General features: G+C 63.3%; 19 protein-coding genes. 16 read left to right on the forward strand and 3 right to left on the reverse strand.

The genetic code is table 11. The features are described 5' to 3' along the window. Positions 1 to 225: 225 nt before the first annotated feature. Entirely contained in the window at positions 226 to 1,518 is a 1,293-nt protein-coding gene (gene ispG, locus ACMYR2_RS03365; RefSeq protein ID WP_347264475.1) for a flavodoxin-dependent (E)-4-hydroxy-3-methylbut-2-enyl-diphosphate synthase, read from the forward strand. A 5-nt stretch (positions 1,519 to 1,523) separates the two neighbouring features. On the opposite strand, the gene ACMYR2_RS03370 is transcribed toward ispG, so the two are convergent. Continuing rightward, positions 1,524 to 2,450 carry a polyprenyl synthetase family protein gene (locus ACMYR2_RS03370; RefSeq protein ID WP_416193684.1) on the reverse strand — a complete coding sequence of 309 codons (927 nt, stop codon included), beginning with the start codon at positions 2,448 to 2,450 and terminating at the stop codon, positions 1,524 to 1,526. Here ACMYR2_RS03370 and ACMYR2_RS03375 point away from each other — a divergent pair. The 4 genes from ACMYR2_RS03375 to ACMYR2_RS03390 all read left to right on the forward strand — a co-directional run bounded on the left by ACMYR2_RS03375 (position 2,416) and on the right by ACMYR2_RS03390 (position 4,415). After that, complete coding sequence (locus tag ACMYR2_RS03375) at positions 2,416 to 2,712, forward strand: hypothetical protein (protein WP_416193685.1); 297 nt, start codon at positions 2,416 to 2,418, stop codon at positions 2,710 to 2,712. The two genes, ACMYR2_RS03370 and ACMYR2_RS03375, sit on opposite strands and share 35 nt — an antisense overlap. Beyond that, the gene (gene mtgA / locus ACMYR2_RS03380) at positions 2,712 to 3,392 is read left to right on the forward strand and encodes a monofunctional biosynthetic peptidoglycan transglycosylase (RefSeq protein WP_416193686.1); all 681 of its coding nucleotides are present in this window, start codon (positions 2,712 to 2,714) and stop codon (positions 3,390 to 3,392) included. The genes ACMYR2_RS03375 and mtgA overlap by 1 nt, the downstream gene beginning before the upstream one ends. Positions 3,393 to 3,494: 102 nt before the next feature. Next, positions 3,495 to 3,680 (forward strand): 50S ribosomal protein L32, encoded by a 186-nt coding sequence (rpmF, locus tag ACMYR2_RS03385; RefSeq protein ID WP_347262622.1) that lies wholly within the window; start codon positions 3,495 to 3,497, stop codon positions 3,678 to 3,680. Positions 3,681 to 3,803: 123 nt separating this feature from the next. Further along, entirely contained in the window at positions 3,804 to 4,415 is a 612-nt protein-coding gene (locus ACMYR2_RS03390) for a hypothetical protein (RefSeq protein WP_347262623.1), read from the forward strand. Between the two features lie 162 nt (positions 4,416 to 4,577). On the opposite strand, the gene ACMYR2_RS03395 is transcribed toward ACMYR2_RS03390, so the two are convergent. Then, positions 4,578 to 4,895: a hypothetical protein gene (locus ACMYR2_RS03395; RefSeq protein WP_347262624.1), complete on the reverse strand. Its 318-nt coding sequence runs from the start codon at positions 4,893 to 4,895 to the stop codon at positions 4,578 to 4,580. 305 nt (positions 4,896 to 5,200) lie between these two features. On the opposite strand from ACMYR2_RS03395, the gene ACMYR2_RS03400 reads away from it, so the two are divergent. Next, positions 5,201 to 6,901: an EAL domain-containing protein gene (locus ACMYR2_RS03400; protein ID WP_416194052.1), complete on the forward strand. Its 1,701-nt coding sequence runs from the start codon at positions 5,201 to 5,203 to the stop codon at positions 6,899 to 6,901. 97 nt (positions 6,902 to 6,998) lie between these two features. Here ACMYR2_RS03400 and ACMYR2_RS03405 read toward each other — a convergent pair whose 3' ends face one another. Continuing rightward, positions 6,999 to 8,057 carry a polysaccharide deacetylase family protein gene (locus tag ACMYR2_RS03405; RefSeq protein WP_347262625.1) on the reverse strand — a complete coding sequence of 353 codons (1,059 nt, stop codon included), beginning with the start codon at positions 8,055 to 8,057 and terminating at the stop codon, positions 6,999 to 7,001. A gap of 263 nt (positions 8,058 to 8,320) precedes the next feature. On the opposite strand from ACMYR2_RS03405, the gene ACMYR2_RS03410 reads away from it, so the two are divergent. The 10 genes from ACMYR2_RS03410 to phoB all read left to right on the forward strand — a co-directional run bounded on the left by ACMYR2_RS03410 (position 8,321) and on the right by phoB (position 18,027). Further along, positions 8,321 to 9,712 carry an OmpA family protein gene (locus ACMYR2_RS03410; RefSeq protein WP_347262626.1) on the forward strand — a complete coding sequence of 464 codons (1,392 nt, stop codon included), beginning with the start codon at positions 8,321 to 8,323 and terminating at the stop codon, positions 9,710 to 9,712. Positions 9,713 to 9,716: 4 nt separating this feature from the next. Beyond that, entirely contained in the window at positions 9,717 to 10,040 is a 324-nt protein-coding gene (locus ACMYR2_RS03415; protein WP_347262627.1) for a hypothetical protein, read from the forward strand. Between the two features lie 129 nt (positions 10,041 to 10,169). Further along, the gene (locus tag ACMYR2_RS03420) at positions 10,170 to 11,225 is read left to right on the forward strand and encodes a UPF0104 family protein (protein WP_347262628.1); all 1,056 of its coding nucleotides are present in this window, start codon (positions 10,170 to 10,172) and stop codon (positions 11,223 to 11,225) included. Positions 11,226 to 11,235: 10 nt separating this feature from the next. Next, the gene (locus ACMYR2_RS03425; protein ID WP_416193687.1) at positions 11,236 to 12,558 is read left to right on the forward strand and encodes an ATP-binding protein; all 1,323 of its coding nucleotides are present in this window, start codon (positions 11,236 to 11,238) and stop codon (positions 12,556 to 12,558) included. A gap of 124 nt (positions 12,559 to 12,682) precedes the next feature. Next, a complete protein-coding gene (pstS, locus tag ACMYR2_RS03430) occupies positions 12,683 to 13,708 on the forward strand; it encodes a phosphate ABC transporter substrate-binding protein PstS (RefSeq protein WP_347262629.1) in 1,026 nt (341 codons plus the stop codon). 107 nt (positions 13,709 to 13,815) lie between these two features. Then, positions 13,816 to 14,805, forward strand: coding sequence for a phosphate ABC transporter permease subunit PstC (pstC, locus tag ACMYR2_RS03435; RefSeq protein WP_347262676.1), 990 nt, complete (start codon positions 13,816 to 13,818; stop codon positions 14,803 to 14,805). Positions 14,806 to 14,887: 82 nt separating this feature from the next. Next, positions 14,888 to 15,733 (forward strand): phosphate ABC transporter permease PstA, encoded by an 846-nt coding sequence (gene pstA / locus ACMYR2_RS03440; protein ID WP_416193688.1) that lies wholly within the window; start codon positions 14,888 to 14,890, stop codon positions 15,731 to 15,733. After that, positions 15,730 to 16,551 (forward strand): phosphate ABC transporter ATP-binding protein PstB, encoded by an 822-nt coding sequence (gene pstB, locus ACMYR2_RS03445; RefSeq protein ID WP_347262631.1) that lies wholly within the window; start codon positions 15,730 to 15,732, stop codon positions 16,549 to 16,551. Before pstA ends, pstB begins: the two co-directional genes overlap by 4 nt. A 33-nt stretch (positions 16,552 to 16,584) precedes the next feature. Continuing rightward, positions 16,585 to 17,301 (forward strand): phosphate signaling complex protein PhoU, encoded by a 717-nt coding sequence (gene phoU / locus ACMYR2_RS03450; protein WP_347262632.1) that lies wholly within the window; start codon positions 16,585 to 16,587, stop codon positions 17,299 to 17,301. A gap of 21 nt (positions 17,302 to 17,322) precedes the next feature. Beyond that, positions 17,323 to 18,027, forward strand: a complete 705-nt coding sequence (gene phoB, locus ACMYR2_RS03455; protein WP_347262633.1) for a phosphate regulon transcriptional regulator PhoB — start codon at positions 17,323 to 17,325, stop codon at positions 18,025 to 18,027. The last annotated feature ends 158 nt before the right edge of the window (positions 18,028 to 18,185 follow it).

Genomic DNA, 18,185 nt, shown 5'->3' on the forward strand with positions numbered 1-18,185 from the left:
TTTTGTTATATTTCAATGCCTTGCATTGTTTCCGGCGAATTGCCGCCTTTCGAGTTGATCCGCCCCTTTGTTTTGGTTCTCGGGACTGGCTATCTGATGCTTTGAGAAGCGGCTTTCGGTGTCGCGGCGCTGTGGTAAAGGCTGGCCGCCGGCCGGCAACCGGCGCTCCTGAACTGTTGCATTGATCCGTTGCTGAACATTACGAAAACCTGATATTTGAGGCCCATGAACAAGTTCGAAAGTCCGTCGGAGATCGACGTCGCGGGTCCCAGCCCGCGGCACAAGACCACACAGGTGATGGTCGGCAATGTCACGGTCGGCGGCGGCGCGCCGATCGTGGTGCAATCGATGACCAACACCGACACCGCCGACATCGAGGGCACGATCGCCCAGGTCGCGGCCTTGTCGCGCGCGGGGTCGGAAATGGTCCGCATGACGGTAGACCGCGACGAGGCCGCCGCCGCCGTGCCGCATATCCGCGACGGCCTGCGCAAGCGCGGCATCACCACCCCGCTGATCGGCGATTTCCATTATATCGGCCACAAGCTGCTCGCCGATCATCCGGCCTGCGCCGAGGCGCTCGACAAGTACCGGATCAATCCGGGCAATGTCGGCTTCAAGGACAAACGCGACAAGCAGTTCGGCGATATCGTCGAAACGGCGATCAAGTACGGCAAGGCGGTGCGGATCGGGGCCAACTGGGGCTCGCTCGATCAGGAGTTGCTGACGCACCTGATGGAGGAGAACGCCAATTCGGCCGCGCCGCTCGACGCCCGCGCGGTGACACGCGAGGCGATGGTGCAGTCGGCGCTGCTGTCGGCGAAGCGCGCCGAGGAAATCGGCCTGCCGAAGAACAAAATGGTTCTGTCGGCGAAGGTCTCGGCGGTGCAGGATCTGATCGCCGTCTATCAGACGCTGGCGCGGCGCTCCGATTACGCAATCCATCTTGGTCTCACCGAGGCCGGCATGGGCTCCAAGGGCATCGTCGCTTCAAGCGCCGCGCTCGGCATCCTGCTCCAGCAGGGCATTGGCGACACGATCCGGATTTCGCTGACGCCGGAGCCCGGCGGCGACCGCACGCTGGAAGTTCAGGTCGCGCAGGAACTGTTGCAGACCATGGGCTTCCGGACCTTCGTGCCGCTGGTGGCGGCCTGTCCGGGCTGCGGGCGCACCACCTCCACCACGTTCCAGGAACTGGCGCGGTCGATCCAGGATTTCATCCGCGACGAAATGCCGAACTGGAAGGCGCAGTATCCCGGCGTCGAGCAGCTCAACGTCGCGGTCATGGGCTGCATCGTCAACGGTCCCGGCGAATCCAAGCACGCCGATATCGGCATATCGCTGCCGGGCACGGGCGAAGCGCCGGCCGCGCCGGTCTTCGTCGACGGCAAGAAGTTCAAGACGCTGCGGGGGCCGGCGATCGCGCAGGACTTCAAGGCGCTGGTGATCGATTACATCGAGCAGCGTTATGGCAACGCCGCCAAGGCGCCGGCCGAAGCGGTGAGCGCGGCGGAGTAGCCGGCTCAGCTCTTGCGGTTGGCCACGAAATGCGCGGCGGCGCGCAGCACCTCGCCGCGCGTGCCGAACGCCGACAAGGCTTCATCCGCCTTCGCCAGAAGGTCGCGAACCCGTTTCTTGGCGCCGTCGATGCCGAGCTGGGTGACGAATGTGGTCTTGCCGAGCGCCGCGTCGGCGCCGGCCGGCTTGCCGAGCGCGGCCGCGTCGCTTTCCACGTCCAGAAGGTCGTCGGCGATCTGGAAGGCTTCGCCCAGCGCGCGGCCGTAAGTGTCGAGAGCCTGATAATCTTCTTGCGAGGCCTTGCCCAGCAGCGCGCCGGCGATGCAGCCGAAGCGCAGCAGCGCGCCTGTCTTCATCTGCTGCACCCGCGCCACGTCGACCGGCCCGCGGTCGCCGAAGCGGCCTTCACCGGCGAGATCGAGCAACTGTCCGCCGACCATGCCGCCAATGCCGGCGGCGCGCGCCAGCGCGCGCGTCAGCGACAGGCGGACGGCGGGATCGTCATGGACCTCGTCGCGGGTAATGATGTCGAAGGCAAGCGTCAAAAGACCGTCGCCGGCGAGGATCGCCGTGGCGTCGTCGGTGGTCTTGTGCAGGGTCGGCCTCCCCCGGCGCAGGTCGCTGTTGTCCATCGCCGGCAGGTCGTCATGAATCAATGAATAGCAGTGGATGCATTCGAGAGCCGCGCCGGCCAGCAGCGCCGCCTCGCGCGGAACGCCGAACACGGCCGAACTCTCGACCACCAGGAACGGCCGCAGCCGCTTGCCGCCGCCGAGCGAGGAATAGCGCATGGCGTCCATCAGGCGCTTCGGGCGCGCGATTTCATCGGGCAGGGCGGTATCGGAAAGCAGTTTTTCCAGCAGGGCCTCGGTCTCGTCCGCCGTGGTATCAAGGCGCTTGGCGAAATCGGCGGATGAAAATCCTGACGTCATCAAAGGGGCTCCAAAAAATGAAAACGGCGTCCTGCCCGCGAAAGTCCGGCGAGGTCGATTTTTGCCGGACAATCCTTCATGGTATCGGCTTCGTCAATTCCGGCCGGCCGGCAATCTGTTGCGCGGCCATGGTGATCGACAGGGAGAGTTTTCGATGCCTTCTTACACCGGCTCCGGTGTCATCAAGGGCGGTTTTGTGAATGCTCTTCGTCGCGGACACGCTGAAATCGCCAGCCGATCGCCTGAAGGCTTTGCGGCCTGATGCGGCGGGCGATCCGCGTCGTGGCGCTCGCCATCATCGGCTTGCTGTTGCTGCCTTATCTGCTGACGCCGCTGTACCGGATCGGCCATCCGGTTTCGACGCTGATGATATGGCGCACGCTCTCGGGCGCGCCGATGTCGCGGCAGTGGATCGATTTCGGCGCGCTTGCGCCGTCGCTGCCGCGTTCCGTGGTCGCCTCGGAGGACGCCAAATTCTGTAGCCATCACGGCATCGATTGGGGTTCGCTGCGGGAAGTGCTCGATAATGCCGAGGACGGCGAGTTCAAGCGCGGCGGCTCCACCATCACGCAGCAGGTGGCGAAAAACCTGTTTCTCTGGCCCGGACGCAGCATGGTCCGCAAGGCGCTGGAATTTCCGCTGGCGATGTGGATCGATGCGGTGCTCTCCAAGCAGCGGATTCTCGAAATCTATCTGAATATCGCGGAATGGGGCCCGGGCGGTCAGTTCGGCGTCGAGGCAGGGTCGCGCTACGCTTTCGGCCGATCCGCGGCCAGCCTGACGCCCCGGGAGGCGGCGCTGATGGCGGCGATCCTGCCCAACCCGGTCCGGCGCAGCGCCCGAAAGCCGGGTCCGGGAGTTCGCCGGCTGGCCGGGACCTATATGGCCCGGGCCCGGGCGGCTGAACTGCGCGGTTGCTGGAGCGGCAATCGTAGCCTATAAGGCCGGGCTTATCAGCATTCAGCTCGCGCGTTCGGGATTCGTCGCGCCTGCCCACCGACGTTCCGAGACGGAACTCGGCAACATCCTGCAAGGACACCGGATATGGCCGTTCCAAGAAGAAAAACATCGCCGTCGCGGCGCGGCATGCGCCGTTCGGCGGATGCGCTCAAAAAGCCGACCTACGCCGAGGACAAGGACTCCGGCGAACTGCGCCGTCCCCACCATCTCGACCTGAAAACCGGCATGTACAAGGGCCGTCAGGTTTTGAAGGCCAAGAGCGACTCCTGAGCACAGGCACCCGATCGGGCTTTCGGCGCGGAACAGGCGCGGGGCTGGAATGAAGGGCGCGGGGGGCGGAGGAATTCGGCGGGCGGTTCAATGTCTCCCGCCTGAATGAAGGAGGCCCTGGCGATGTCCGTGATCGGTTTCCCTCTGCTCCTGATCCCCCTGGCGATCTGCAACATCATCGTCTTCCTGATGCCGGGCGTCCTGTTGACGGAGCCCGTTCTCACATTGACCTTGATGTCGGGCGTGTCCTGGACGGTGACGCTCGGGGACACGCTGCTCGCGCTCGGCATCGTCTTGTTGTTGTTCGAAATGATCAGGGCTGTTCGCCCCGACGGCAAGTATCTCACCGATCATCTGCTGTCGCTGGCGTTGTTCGGGGGCGCCGCGGCGGAATTCGTGATGCTGCCGCAATTCGGCTCGTCGACCTACTTCATGCTGACGCTGCTCGCGCTGGTCGATTTTCTCGCCGGCGTCGTCTTGCGTAGGCGAAGGCCGGCTCGCGCGATCGCCGTACCGCCGCAAGGCGTGGCGGAGGAGGCCGACACACGCGAACCGCGCGCTGGTCCGGCGTCCGCATCCGCGGCGGCGTCGATTTCATCGCAAGGGTCTGCCGACGCTTCTGCGCCCGCCGCCGAATCGCTCCCGGAGCAGGCGATCGTTCATGCCGGGACGACCGGAGCCGAACAGCATCCGGATGTTTCCGGCCCGGGCATCCAGCAGCGCAACGACATTTAGAGCCTCGCTTCTGATGGAATCAGAAGCGAGGCTCTATGATATTGATTTGACGCGTTTTCTTCACGCGAACCGGTATCCATCCTCGGGTCAAGCCCGAGGACATGCTTCGCTCGAAAACGCTATAACCTCTCTTCTGATTCCGTCAGCAGCCAAAAGGTCGCCTCAGACGACGCGCAGGAGCCGCGGATCCGTCTGCTCGCCAGCTCGATTCCGCTCGCCCGTCGAATGATAGGCGGCCTGCGCCACCTGCGGCGAAGCACGGCGGAATAACCGCGTCTGTGGACTATGCTCCGCGATGGCGATGAGTTGCGCCACAAAGAACGCATCATGGCGCGTCGCGAAACGCGGAACAGGCTGATGCTCCATCGGCGCGACGGCTGATATTGGGTTGGACCCTGGCGATTTTGTCGCGCGCTCATGGGCCGGCCGCGCGGCGTTGGCGGCGATTCCAGATATCCGGCCCGTTCCCGCGATTATCATCGTCGTCCAGCCTTTCGGGAAATGTGTTGTTCCGGAACATCCTGCCCCGGGTCTGCAACCATCCTCGGCAAAAGCCGTGCCGGAACTTCATTCCCGGGAAGGAAACCCCATTTAAGCTGGGAATGGCGGTTTTTCAGATTGTTCACGAACTTTACCTAGCGTGAACGGGTTGGAACACCCTATTCTTCAGAAGGGAATCACTTGCAGCGTCCCAAAATGAGGCGACCGTGACATCCGCCATTTCACCGGCAGTCAATCCCTCGTCGGGCGCTGATGCGCCACACGCCGCCAACGCGTCCGCTGGCCTGCCCCCGGCAACGCGAGAGCCGCGGTTGTCGGCGATCCTCACAGCGCTCGGCCGTGCCGCGTTCGTATGGGACATTCCAAGCGATGCGATAACCTGGACCGAGGGAATGGCGTCGATCTTTCATGGCATCGACCCGTTCCTGCTCGCAACCGGAGCCCGGTATGGACGCCTGATCGAACCGTCGGGATCGGTCCGCACCGATATCCTGTCGGCCGCGCCAACCGCCCGGCGTCGCCTTGAGGAAGGAGTGCCGTACTTCATCGAATATGGCGTGCGCGCAAGCGCCTCGGCGCCGATGTTGTGGATCGAGGAGGCCGGATGCTGGTTCGCGGACGCCGATGGACGAGCGGTGCGCGTCGAGGGCATCGTGCGGCTGGAGAATGAGCGGCGGGCGCGCGACGAGCAACTGATCAGACTGTCCCGGAACGACGCACTCACCGGTGAGCTTAATCGCACCTATCTGACAGCGGCTCTCGCCGAAGCGATCGAGGAAGCCACGCGCTACCGCTCGCCGGTCGCCTTCATGATGATCGGGATCGATCACCTCGCGCGCATCAATAATGCTTTCGGCTTCGATGTCGCCGATGAGGTGATCAGCGATGTCGCGAGGCGCATCCGAAGGCGGTTGCGCGGCGGCGACATTCTGGGCCGCTTCTCCGGCAACAGGTTCGGGGTGATCCTGAAGAGCTGCGGCCTGGATGAGGTGAGCATCGCCGCCGAACGCCTTCTGGCGGGCATCCGCGAAGAGATCGTGATGACCAAATCCGGCCCCGTTTCGGTTACCGCTTCGATTGGCGCCGTTCTGGCCCCGCGTTATGCGCAGACCGCCGATGAGGCGATCAATCGCGCACAGGAAATCCTCGAGGTTGCGAAGGGCCGCCGCTGCGGTTCGCTCGCGGTGTGGCGACCCGATACCGAGCGCGAAGCGCAGCGCCGGATCAATATCCGGGTGACCGACGAGATCGTCACCGCGTTGAACGAGCGCCGCATCCTCACCGCTTTCGAGCGGGTCGTCGACGCGCGCACGCGCGAAGCGGCGTTTTATGAGTGCCTGGTGCGGATGCAGCAGCAGAATGGTCAGATCCTGCTCGCGCCCGATGTGGTGCCGGTGGCGGAGAAACTTGGCTTGATCCGTCTCGTCGATCATCGCGTGCTCGAGCTTGTGATCGCCGAGCTCGCGGAAACGCCCCACGTCCAGCTCAGTCTCAATATCTCGCCGGAAACCACCATGGACGTCGACTGGTGGGCGGCGATCGAAGCGCTGATGGGTGCTCATCCCGGCGTGGCCGAGCGCCTGATCGTGGAGATTACCGAAACCGCGGCGATTCAGGATATCGACGATGTCCAGCGGTTCGTTACGCGGTTGAAGAATCTGGGCAGCCGCATCGCGATCGACGATTTCGGCGCCGGCTACACCTCGTTCCGGAACCTGCGCAAGCTCGGCGTGGACATCGTCAAGATCGACGGCGCGTTCGTGCAGAACCTGGCGCGCTCCTCCGACGACCGGGCGTTCGTGCAGACATTGATCGATCTTGCGCGCCGGCTCGATATCAGAACGGTCGCCGAATGGGTTCAGGACGAGCAGTCGGCGGCCATGCTGCGGGACTGGGGCTGCGACTTCATTCAGGGCAGGCTGATCGGCCTTGCTTCGCCGTCACGCCCGTGGAGCGGTCCGGCGGCCGTTCCGGCCACGAACTGAAGCTCCTCTCATAGTAGATACCCGTCTTGCCGCTTCTGCCGGGATGACCGGAAAATGCAGCGCGAAGCGCGATAAGGGATGACGCGGCGGTGTGAACTCAGACAACGTCGACGCGGCGGAATCCGTTCCACAGCGCGGTGGCCGCGCCCGACGTCAGCACCGGAAGGACGCGGGCGGTCTGATAGTTTCCGTTGAGGGAAACCCGCGGCAGCGCGGTCGGATGTTCCGCGTTTTCGGGAAAGATCATGCCGGGTCGCGTCGTGACCGCGGTGTTGAAACCGGCCGCCTTGGTCATGGCGAATTCGCGCGCTCCGGCGGCGTTGCGGTCGCCGTAGGGATAGGCGAGATGAACGACCGGACGCTGCAAGACAGCCTCGATCTGTGTCCGGCTGACGGTGATCTCCTCAAGGGCCTCTTCCCCGCTTCGCTTTGCGAGGTTGCAATGACTGACGGTATGCGCGCCGATCGTGACCAGCGGATCGGCGGCGAACGATTTCAGTTCATCCCAGGACAGGCACAGTTCCCGGCTGATGGCGGATTCGTCCACCCCATGACGTGCGCACAGGTCCTCCAGCGCGCGCGCGACCTCGTGGTCGTCGGGCAGCCCGCGCAGCAGATCGTGAATTCGAGAGAACGCTTCTCGCTTTTGCTCGATCGTGCTGGTGTCGAGACTTACGGCGGTGTCGCCGATCGTGCCGTCGATCCGGTCGGCGGCGGCGATGACCCGTTCGAGCGCCACCCACCACAGGCGTCCGGTCTCGCCCGCGAAATCATTGGCGACATAGACGGTGAACGGCGCGTCGTATTCGCGCATTGCGGGTAGCGCAAAGTCGCGATTGTCGCGATAGCCATCGTCAAAGGTGAAGCACGCGAACCGTCGCGAGAAGTCGCGTTGTGTCAGCCGGCGATGCATTTCGTCCGCGGTCACGATGTCGATGCCGCGCGATCGGACATGGGCCAGAACCATGCGCAGAAATTCCGGGGTCACTTCCAGGTGATGATTGGGCTGGAACGGGGCGTTTCGGCGCGGCCGCACATGGTGCAGCATGAAGATCGTTCCGATTCCGGCGAAGACCGGCCGCAGCAGGTGATGGGCGCCGCTGAAGTACAGGGCATCCAATCCGGCCCGGATGACGGCGTTGCGAAGCTGCTTCATTTGACGCGATCGGTCGATCGGACCCCTGTTGTTGAGCGGATATTAGCGATAACGGTTGAATAAACGGTTATCCGGGTCCGTCCGCCGGCGGTGAGGCTCTCGCCGTCATTTCGGTTTGACAGCCCGGCAGGGGTTTGTTTTCTCTGCATTTCATCACGCGTGGCCGACCGAATCGCGTCCGGCTTTACCCGGCGCGCGCTTCCAATTGGACGGCATGATGCGGTCCATCGCAAGCCGGCGGATTTTGCGCGACAGGATATCGAATGCGCGGTTTTTTCAGATGGAGCGGCAAATGGTGGCCGGGTATCATCCCGCTCACGGTTCTTTGGGGGCTGGCCGCGTGGACGACAACGGCCCCGCTGGAAGCCGATTTGAGCGCGCAGGCCGCCGCCGCGCTCAAGGACAGCGTTCTCGATAAAACCACGATCAGCGCCGCCGGACGCGACATCACCTTCTCCGCCGATGCGTTTTCAGAGCAGGAACGCAGCAACGCGGTGGCCTCGGTGGAGGCGGTTCCGGGCGTGCGACGGGTCAACGATCGCACCGCGCTCGTCGCTGAAGCCAAACCGTTCGTCTGGACCATCGAACGCGGGGTTGGAAAGGTGACGCTCGGCGGAAGCGCGCCGTTGCCCGTGGTCAGGAACAAACTGCTGGATGCCGCGCGTGCGAGGTTTGCCGGCATCGACATCGCTGATCGCATGGATTTGAAGCGCGGGGCGTCGCCGCGGTTTGAAGCCGCGGCGATATTGCTGATCGGCGAGACCAGCAAGCTGAAGACCGGCAAGGCGACAATTTCGGATCTGACGGTGAATCTGTCGGGCATGGCGCGTGAACTGGGGGGACGCGAGGCGATAGCCGCGGCGCTGAAGAACCTGCCCGAGGGATACTCGGTCGCCGACGATATACAGGCCCCGCCATACGTCTTCGAGGCCAACAAGGATCCGGTCTCGGGGGTGCTGACATTGACCGGATATGTGCCCGATAATGCGATTCATGCGGCGATCGTCGCATCGGCCGGCCGCAAGTTCGGCGAGAAGATCGTCGATAAGCTCAAGGCGAGTCTCGGTGCGCCGGCAGGCTTCGATGCCGTCGTCACGCGGGCGCTGCGTTCGCTGTCGCGCCTGTCGACGGGAAGACTCGTCGTGTCCGATCGGAATGTCGAACTCTCCGGCGACGCGCTATATGACCTGGCCGGAAAACAGATCCGCGCTGATCTGCCCAAGGATCTGCCGCGCGGCTGGGAGACGAAAACGGACGTTTCAGTCAAGCCGTCGGCGTCCCCGGTCGATCCGACGGTCTGTCAGCAACTGTTCGGCGAGCTTCTGGAAAGGCGCACCATCCAGTTCGAAGCCGGTCAGGCGACATTGCTCCTCGATTCGATCGGCCTGCTGGATCAGTTGACCGAAACCGCGCTCCGTTGCCAGACAGGTATCATCGAGATCGTGGGGCACACCGACAGCGACGGCGACGCTTCGTTCAACCAGACACTATCCGAGCGGCGCGCGCAGGCGGTGGTGGATTTTCTCGTGAAGGCCGGATTGCCTCCTAATCGATTCACGCCGATCGGGCATGGCAGCACTCAGCCGATTGCCGCCAATGATACCGACGAAGGCAAAGCGAAAAACCGGCGTATTGATTTCATTGTGAGGCAGTAAGGATATGGTCTACCTGGCAGGGTTTCACTGGGTTTGGCTGGTTATATCGTTGCTGCTTGGCCTGGCCATGGGCTGGATTGCGGTGGTGCATCGCGGAAGGGGACTCTCGCGGTCAACGGCGCGGTGGCTGTCGGTGATGATCCTGGCGCTGATCGTGGCGGCGGTCATGCACGTTGTTCCAGGCCGGTTCGGTTACTGGCTCGACCTTGGACTGGTGATGCTCGGGGTCTATCTTGTGGGGTGCGCGGTCGGATCGTGGCTGCGCGATGGGGTGGTCTCGCGCCAGTCCTCCGGCGGATCGACGGAGCATTCCAGCGGAACACTTTAATGTGTTGAAATGAAGAGATTTATTGAGGCCGGCCGAATTCTGCTAGGAACCAAAACACGCTAACACCCTGCCACGTGAATGAATGCGGATAGGCGCGACTGCGCCGTGGACCGCATTTCGAGGTTTTCGATGCTCGGATCAATACGCAGAGCGATTTCGATTCTGCGCCGGAAACGAATCCTGCACAAGCTCGGTGTGGTGATCAGCGTCACCGTGATCGCGGCCGCGTTTTACGTGCTCTTCCACATTCTCCGGGACATTGATGTCGAGGAGGTGATGGAGGCCGTCAAGCGGACCGAGTGGCATTCGATCGCGTTGTCGGGCCTGTTCGTGGCCGCGGGCTACTTCACGCTGACCTTCTACGACCTGTTTGCGGTGCGGACCATCGGAATCACCCACGTTCCCTACCGCGTCACGGCGTTCGCCGCCTTCACCAGCTATTCGATCGGCCACAATGTCGGCGCCAGCGTATTCACCGGCGGCGCGGTGCGCTATCGCATCTATTCCGCCTGGGGGATGAATGCGATCGATGTCGCGAAAGTCTGCTTTCTGGCGGGTCTCACCTTCTGGCTCGGCAACGCCGCCGTGCTCGGATTGGGCATTGCCTATCACCCCGAGGCGGCCACCAGCATCGATCAGCTTCCGCCGTGGTTCAATCGGCTGATCGCAATCGCGATCATAGTCGGCCTCATCGCCTATGTGATCTGGGTCGGGATGCGGCCGCGTCGCGTCGGCAGCGGGTCATGGACCGTGGTTCTGCCGGGCGGCCGGCTGACGCTGCTGCAGATTCTTATCGGGATCGTCGATCTGGGATTCTGCGCGCTCGCGATGTACGTGCTGCTGCCCCATCAGCCCAATGTCGGCTTTGTTGTCGTCGCGGTGATCTTCGTGTCCGCCACGTTGCTGGGTTTCGCGAGTCATTCGCCGGGGGGACTCGGCGTGTTCGACGCCGCCATGCTGATCGGCCTGTGGCAGATGGAGAAGAATGATCTTCTGGCCGGGATGCTGCTGTTCCGGCTGCTTTATTATGTCGCGCCGTTCGCGATTTCCATCATCTTGCTGACACTTCGGGAAATTATTGTCAGCGCGCGAATGCGGCGCGTGGGTTACGCGCGGACCGGATCGGACGCCGAGTCCGACAGTAAACTGCCCTATCTGGGAGAGCACGGCGATTCTGGCGCCTGACAGCACTCAAGTGGTTGCGGAGGCAAACGCCGTCCGCGTCCCGGCGTTTGCAGCGAGGTCCACATCCTGGCCGGACCGACTGCGTCATTCCGCGCTCATTCTGCTGGTCGCCGGGCTTGCATTGGCCGCGCTGGTTGTGTTCGGCGGCTTGCAACCTCTGGGTGCGGCCGCCGCTCTTGCCTGCATCGCAGGCGCCGCGCTGGTGCCCTGGCAGGTTCATGATCCGGACGCGTCGCGCGAAATTGAGTTCGGAGCCAACCCGGTCGAGACTGAAGTGGCGCACGCTCTCGTGGCCGGTATGCCGGATCCCAATGTGCTGCTTGATAGGGCCGGCCGCGTCATCCATCTCAATGGCGCGGCGGCGCAACTCGTGCCGGCGCTGCGCCGCAATGAACTCGCGCAGTTCGCGCTGCGCGCGCCCGAAATCGTCACCGCGTTGCGTGAGGCGATCGCGACCCGGGAGGCACGGCGGGCGACCTATCTCAATCATGTTCCGGTCGATCGGTGGATGGAATTGATCATCACGCCGATTCCGGTGCCGACCGCATTCGGCGGCACCGATTATTGCATGCTTTTGACGTTTCACGATCAGACGCCGTTGCGCCGGGTCGAGGAAATGCGCGCCGATTTCGTCGCCAATGCGAGCCACGAGTTGCGCACGCCGCTCGCGGCGCTGTCAGGATTCATCGACACGCTCCAGGGGCCCGCGCGCGAGGACGCCAGGGCGCGCGAGCGGTTTCTCGGTATCATGCACGCGCAGGCGGCGCGGATGGCGCGGCTGATCGATGATCTTTTGTCGCTGTCGCGGGTCGAGCTATCGGTCCATGTGCGCCCGGAGACGATCGTCGATCTCGTTCCGATCGTGTGCGAGGTCGTCGACGGACTTGAGCCGCTCGCGGCGGAACGTCACGTCGAGATCGAAACGGCATTGCCGGAAACCCCGGTGCTGATCTGCGGCGACCGTGAGGAATTACTGCGATTGTTCGAGAACCTGATCGAGAACGCGCTGAAATACGGCGCGTCCGGCGGCCGGGTCACGGTGTCGTCGATGCTCGACGTTTCATCGGAGGGGAACCCGGAATTCCGGGTGGTGGTGCGGGATTTCGGTCCCGGCATCGCGCCTGAGCATCTGCCTCGCCTGACCGAGCGCTTCTATCGGGTCGACGCCGGCGACAGCCGGGCCCAGGGCGGCACGGGCCTTGGCCTGTCGCTGGTGAAACATATCCTCAACAGGCATCGCGGCCGCCTGCTGATCGAGAGCGTGCCCGGGCAGGGCGCGAGCTTCACCGCCGGCTTTCCGCCGGCGAGGGACGCGCCGGAGGCAAGAAGCTGAATAGTTAGAGATGGTTGGCGCTGTCATCCCGTTGTCGTCAAGCGTTCGTAAAAGCAGCATCGGTCGCATCTAGGAAGGCGTCATGAGCGTCCTGCGCTCTGTTCAATGCGAAGGGAGATCGCGCATGAATTTCTTCAAGACCATCGCCGCCGCCGGCCTCGTCGCCGCCTCGGCGTCCGTCTTTTCGGTTCCGGTAAAGGCGGCCGATGTCACCGGTGCGGGAGCGACCTTCCCGTTTCCCGTCTATTCGAAATGGGCTGATGCCTACAAGAAAGAGACCGGCCACGGCGTCAACTATCAGTCGATCGGGTCGGGCGCAGGCATCAAGCAGATCCTCGCCAGGACCGTGACTTTCGGCGCGACCGACGCGCCGCTGAAGGCCGACAAGCTCGAGAAGGATGGCCTCGTGCAGTGGCCGATGGTGATGGGGGCGATCGTGCCCGTTGTGAATATCGAGGGCGTGAAACCCGGCGAACTGGTTCTTTCGGGGGAACTGCTCGGCGATATCTATCTCGGCAAGATCACGAAGTGGGACGATCCTGCGATCGTGAAGCTCAATCCGGGCGTCAAGCTGCCTTCGGCTTCGATCGCGGTGGTGCATCGTTCGGACGGGGCGGGAACCTCGTTCAATTTCACCAACTACCTGTCCAAGGTGAATGCGGAGTGGAAGTCCAGGATCGGTGAGGGCACCGCGGTCGAGTGGCCGACCGGCGTCGGCGCCAAAGGCAATGAAGGGGTTTCCGGCAATGTCGGGCAGACCAGGAACGCGATCGGCTATGTCGAGTACGCCTATGCCAAGCAGAACAAGCTGACCTACACCGCGCTCATCAACAAGGCCGGCAAGGTGGTGCAGCCGGGCATGGCTTCTTTTCAGGCCGCGGCAGCCAATGCCGACTGGACGAGCACGCCAGGCTATCACGTGATCCTGACCGATCAGCCCGGTGAGTCCTCCTGGCCGATCACCGCGGCGACGTTCATCCTGATGTACAGCGAGCCTTCCGATAAAGCGGCGTCCGCCGAGGCGATCAAGTTCTTCAAGTGGGCTTTCGAGAAGGGCGGCGTGATGGCTGAGGAACTCGACTACATTCCGATGCCGGAATCCGTCGTGAAGCAGATCGAAAAAACCTGGACCTCCGAGATCAAAAGCTGATCCTGTGCCGGGGAGCGGCGTCGGGGCGCTTCTCCTCGGGATGGTTGCGGGAAGCTGTTCTCCGTATCCGGATGGTCCGCAGAAAACAGGGGTGGGGCGTGGCGGAAATGGCCGTTCATAGCAGCGCGATCGAACAGGCGGCCTCTCATGACCGCTCCCGTGCGATGGACGCCTTCAAGCTCGGGGACAGGGTCTTCTACTGGATCACGCGCATCAGCGCGATCCTCGTCCTGGTGCTGCTCGGCGGAATCATCATTTCGCTGATCGTGGGTTCCTGGCCCGCGATCATGGAGTTCGGTGGCTCCTTCCTGACGACGCAGCGCTGGGCGCCGTCCGCCGAACCGCCGGTGCTGGGCGCGCTGAGCCCATTGTATGGCACGATCCTGACATCGATCATCGCCATGACCATCGCGATCCCGGTCGGCATCGGCATCGCCGTTTTCCTCACCGAACTGTGTCCGCTGTGGGCGCGGGGCCCGATCGGCATGGCGATCGAGCTGCTCGCGGGCATTCCCTCGATCATTTACGGCATGTGGGGCTTCTTCATCCTCGGCCCGTTCCTCGCCGATACGGTTCAACCCCTTTTCATCGACCTGTTCGACGGCGTGCCGATCCTCGGCTCGATCTTCGGCGGCCCGCCGTCCTATCTGAGCCTGTTCAACGCCTCGCTGATTCTCGCGATCATGGTGCTGCCGTTCATCACCGCGATTTCGCGCGACGTGTTCGCAACCGTGCCGCCGGTCCTCAAGGAGGCGGCCTATGGCGTTGGCTGCACCACCTGGGAAGTCGTCCGCCACGTCGTGCTGCCCTATACGCGCGTCGGCGTGATCGGCGGCGCCATGCTGGCGCTCGGCCGCGCGCTCGGCGAGACGATGGCGGTGACATTCATTATAGGCAACTCGTTCCGGATCTCGCCATCGATCTTCGCGCCGGGCACGACGATTTCGGCGGCGATCGCCAGTGAATTCGCGGAGAGCGACGGCCTGCATCAGGCGAGCCTGATGCTGCTCGGCCTGCTGTTGTTCGTTCTGACATTCTTCGTGCTCGCCGCGGCTCGCCTGATGCTGTTGCGGCTGGAGAAGAAGGCAGGGAAATAGGCATGGCACGGAAAAACAGAAGCCGGGTTTTCGCGGCAGACCAATTCGTTGGCCCGGCCATGATGCCTGTACAGGTCGAGCCATGAATCCGATCTACGCGTCCCGCCGCCGCAGGGACATTATCGTCCGCGCCCTGTGCTTTGCCGCCGCCGCGTTCGGCGTCTCCTGGCTTGGGCTCATTCTGTTCACGCTGTTCTATAACGGCCTCGCCGGGATGAGCTGGCAGCTTTTCATCCAGAATACCCCGCCGCCAGGCGCCTCCGAAGGCGGTCTGCTGAACGCCATCGTCGGCTCGCTCATCATGACCGTGATCGGTGTGGGCGTGGGCGCGCCGATCGGGATGTTCGCGGGCACCTACCTTGCCGAATACGGCAAGCACGATCGCCTCTCGCCGGTTATTCGTTTCATCAACGACATCCTTCTCAGCGCGCCTTCGATCATCATCGGGTTGTTCATCTACGGAGCGGTCGTGGTGCCGATGGGAGGCTTCTCGGCGCTCGCGGGCTCGCTTGCGCTCGCCGTGATCGTGATTCCGGTGGTGGTGCGCACCACCGAGGACATGCTGAACCTGGTGCCGAACTCACTGCGTGAGGCGGCTTCGGCGCTTGGCCTGCCGCGCTCGCTCGTCATCAGGCGCATCGCCTATCGCGCCGCGCGAACCGGCCTGATCACCGGCGTGCTGCTCGCCACCGCGCGCGTCGCCGGCGAGACCGCGCCGTTGCTGTTCACCGCGTTGAGCAATCAGTTCTTCAGCCTAGACCTGACCAATCCGGTCGCGAACCTTCCCGTCACCATCAACAACTTCGTGCAGAGCCCTTACGTCTACTGGAAGCAGCTGGCATGGAGCGCCGCCCTGCTGATCACCCTGGCCGTCCTGGCGCTGAACATCGGCGCGAGATTGATCGGCTCTGAGAGGACTGCGAAATGACCACGGTTTCCACCGCCGCCGCGTCTGGCCCGGCCGTTCCCCCACCGAGGATCGATCCGGAGGTGCCGTCGAAGGTCGCGGCCCGTAACCTCAATTTCTATTACGGCCAGCATCACGCGCTGAAGAACATCAACCTGTCGATCGCCGCCAACCGCGTGACGGCCTTCATCGGTCCGTCGGGGTGTGGAAAGTCGACCCTGCTTCGCATCTTCAACCGCATGTACGACCTCTACCCCGGCCAGCGCGTCGAGGGGCGGGTGTTGCTGGACGACACCGACATCCTGGATCCGAAGCTCGATCTCAATCTTCTGCGTGCGCGGGTCGGCATGGTGTTTCAGAAGCCGACGCCGTTTCCGATGACGATCTATGAGAATATCGCCTTCGGCATCCGCCTCTACGAGAGGCTGCCGAAATCGGAAATGGACGGTCGGGTGGAAAAGGCGCTGCGGGACGGCGCCTTGTGGACCGAGGTCAAGGACAAGCTCAATGCAAGCGGGCTCAGCCTCTCCGGCGGTCAGCAGCAGCGTCTGTGCATCGCGCGCACGGTGGCGGTGCGGCCGGAAGTGATCCTGTTCGATGAGCCGTGCTCGGCGCTCGACCCGATCTCGACGGCCAAGGTTGAAGAGCTGATCGCCGAACTCAAAGCGCATTACACGATCGCGATCGTCACCCACAACATGCAGCAGGCGGCGCGCGTATCGGATTACACCTCGTTCATGTATCTCGGCGAGATGATCGAGTTCGGCCCGACTGACAAGCTGTTCACATCGCCGTCGGATCGCCGCACCCAGGATTACATCACCGGCCGTTTCGGCTGAGGCTGCGCGCGGAATCGCGGGGAGAAACTTGATATGGCTTTTGAACACACCGCAAAGGCTTTCGACGACGATCTCCAGGAGCTGACGCGGCTGGTTTCCGAAATGGGCGGACTGGCTGAACGGCAGATCGTGGAGTCGCTGGACGCGCTGATCCGCCGCGACGCCGCTTTGGGCGATCGCGTCGTGGTCGCCGATTCCGAGATCGACCAGTTGCAGCGCATGATCGAGGAGCGCGCCGTGCTCACCATCGCGCGGCGGCAGCCGATGGCGGTGGATCTGCGCGAGATCGTCGGCGCCATGCGGGTCGCGATCGATCTGGAGCGCATCGGCGATCTCGCCAAGAACATGGGCAAGCGCGTGGTCGCGATCGACAGCGATTTCCGTCCGCTGAAACTGATCCGCGGCCTTGAGCATATGACCGATCTGGTGCGGTCGCAGGTCAAGTCGGTGCTCGACGCCTATGCGGCGCACGACCTGCCCGCGGCGATGGCGGTCTGGAAAGGGGATGAGGAGGTGGACGCGATCTGCACCTCCCTGTTCCGCGAACTCCTTACGTACATGATGGAAGACCCGCGCAACATCGGGTTCTGCATTCACCTGATGTTCTGCGCCAAGAATATCGAGCGGATCGGCGACCACGCCACCAATATCGCGGAGACGGTGTTCTACATGATCGAGGGTCAGCAGATCCTCGACAAGCGTCCCAAGGGGGACATGACAGGTTTCGCATCGGCGGCTCCGGGAAACTGAAACGGGATCAGGCGAGACACGATGGGTGCACGCATTCTGGTAGTTGAAGACGAGGAAGCGCTGACGACGCTGCTGCGCTACAATCTTGAAGCGGAAGGTTATGAAGTCGAAACGGTCGTGCGGGGCGATGAGGCGGATACCCGGCTGAAAGAGCGCATCCCCGACCTTGTGGTGCTGGACTGGATGCTGCCGGGCCTGTCCGGCATCGAGCTGTGCCGCCGGCTGCGGGCCCGTTCCGACACCAGGCAGCTTCCGATCATCATGCTCACCGCGCGCGGCGAGGAGAGCGAGCGGGTGCGGGGGCTCGCGACCGGCGCGGATGATTACGTGGTCAAACCGTTCTCGGTGCCGGAGCTGCTGGCGCGGGTGAAAAGCCTGCTGCGGCGCGCGAGCCCGGCGCGGCTGGCGTCGGTCCTGAGCTTTGGCGACATAGAACTCGACCGCGATCGGCACCGTGTCGCGCGTTCCGGCCGTCCGGTCGATCTTGGCCCGACCGAGTATCGGCTGCTGGAGTTTTTTCTCGAGCATCCCGGCCGGGTGTTCAGCCGCGAGCAATTGCTCGACAGCGTCTGGGGCCGTGATGTCTATATCGACGAGCGCACCGTCGACGTTCACATCGGACGGCTGCGCAAGCTGCTCAATCCCGACGGCGAGCTGGATCCGATCCGCACGGTGCGTGGCGCGGGCTACGCGCTGGACGAGCAGTTCGCAAGCGGGGCCGGGTAAGCGCTCCCGGATTCTTATTCGACGCGTTTTCTTCACGCGAACCGGCGCCCGCTTCGCTCGCAAACGCTAGAGCATCGGACCCGAAAGTGGGAACCGGTTTCGGGATAAATCTGATGCTCGATCAATTAACTGGAGTGGCGGCGCTGGTTCCATTTGAC

This window comes from Nitrobacter sp. TKz-YC01, assembly GCF_047824785.1.
Lineage (GTDB): Bacteria > Pseudomonadota > Alphaproteobacteria > Rhizobiales > Xanthobacteraceae > Nitrobacter.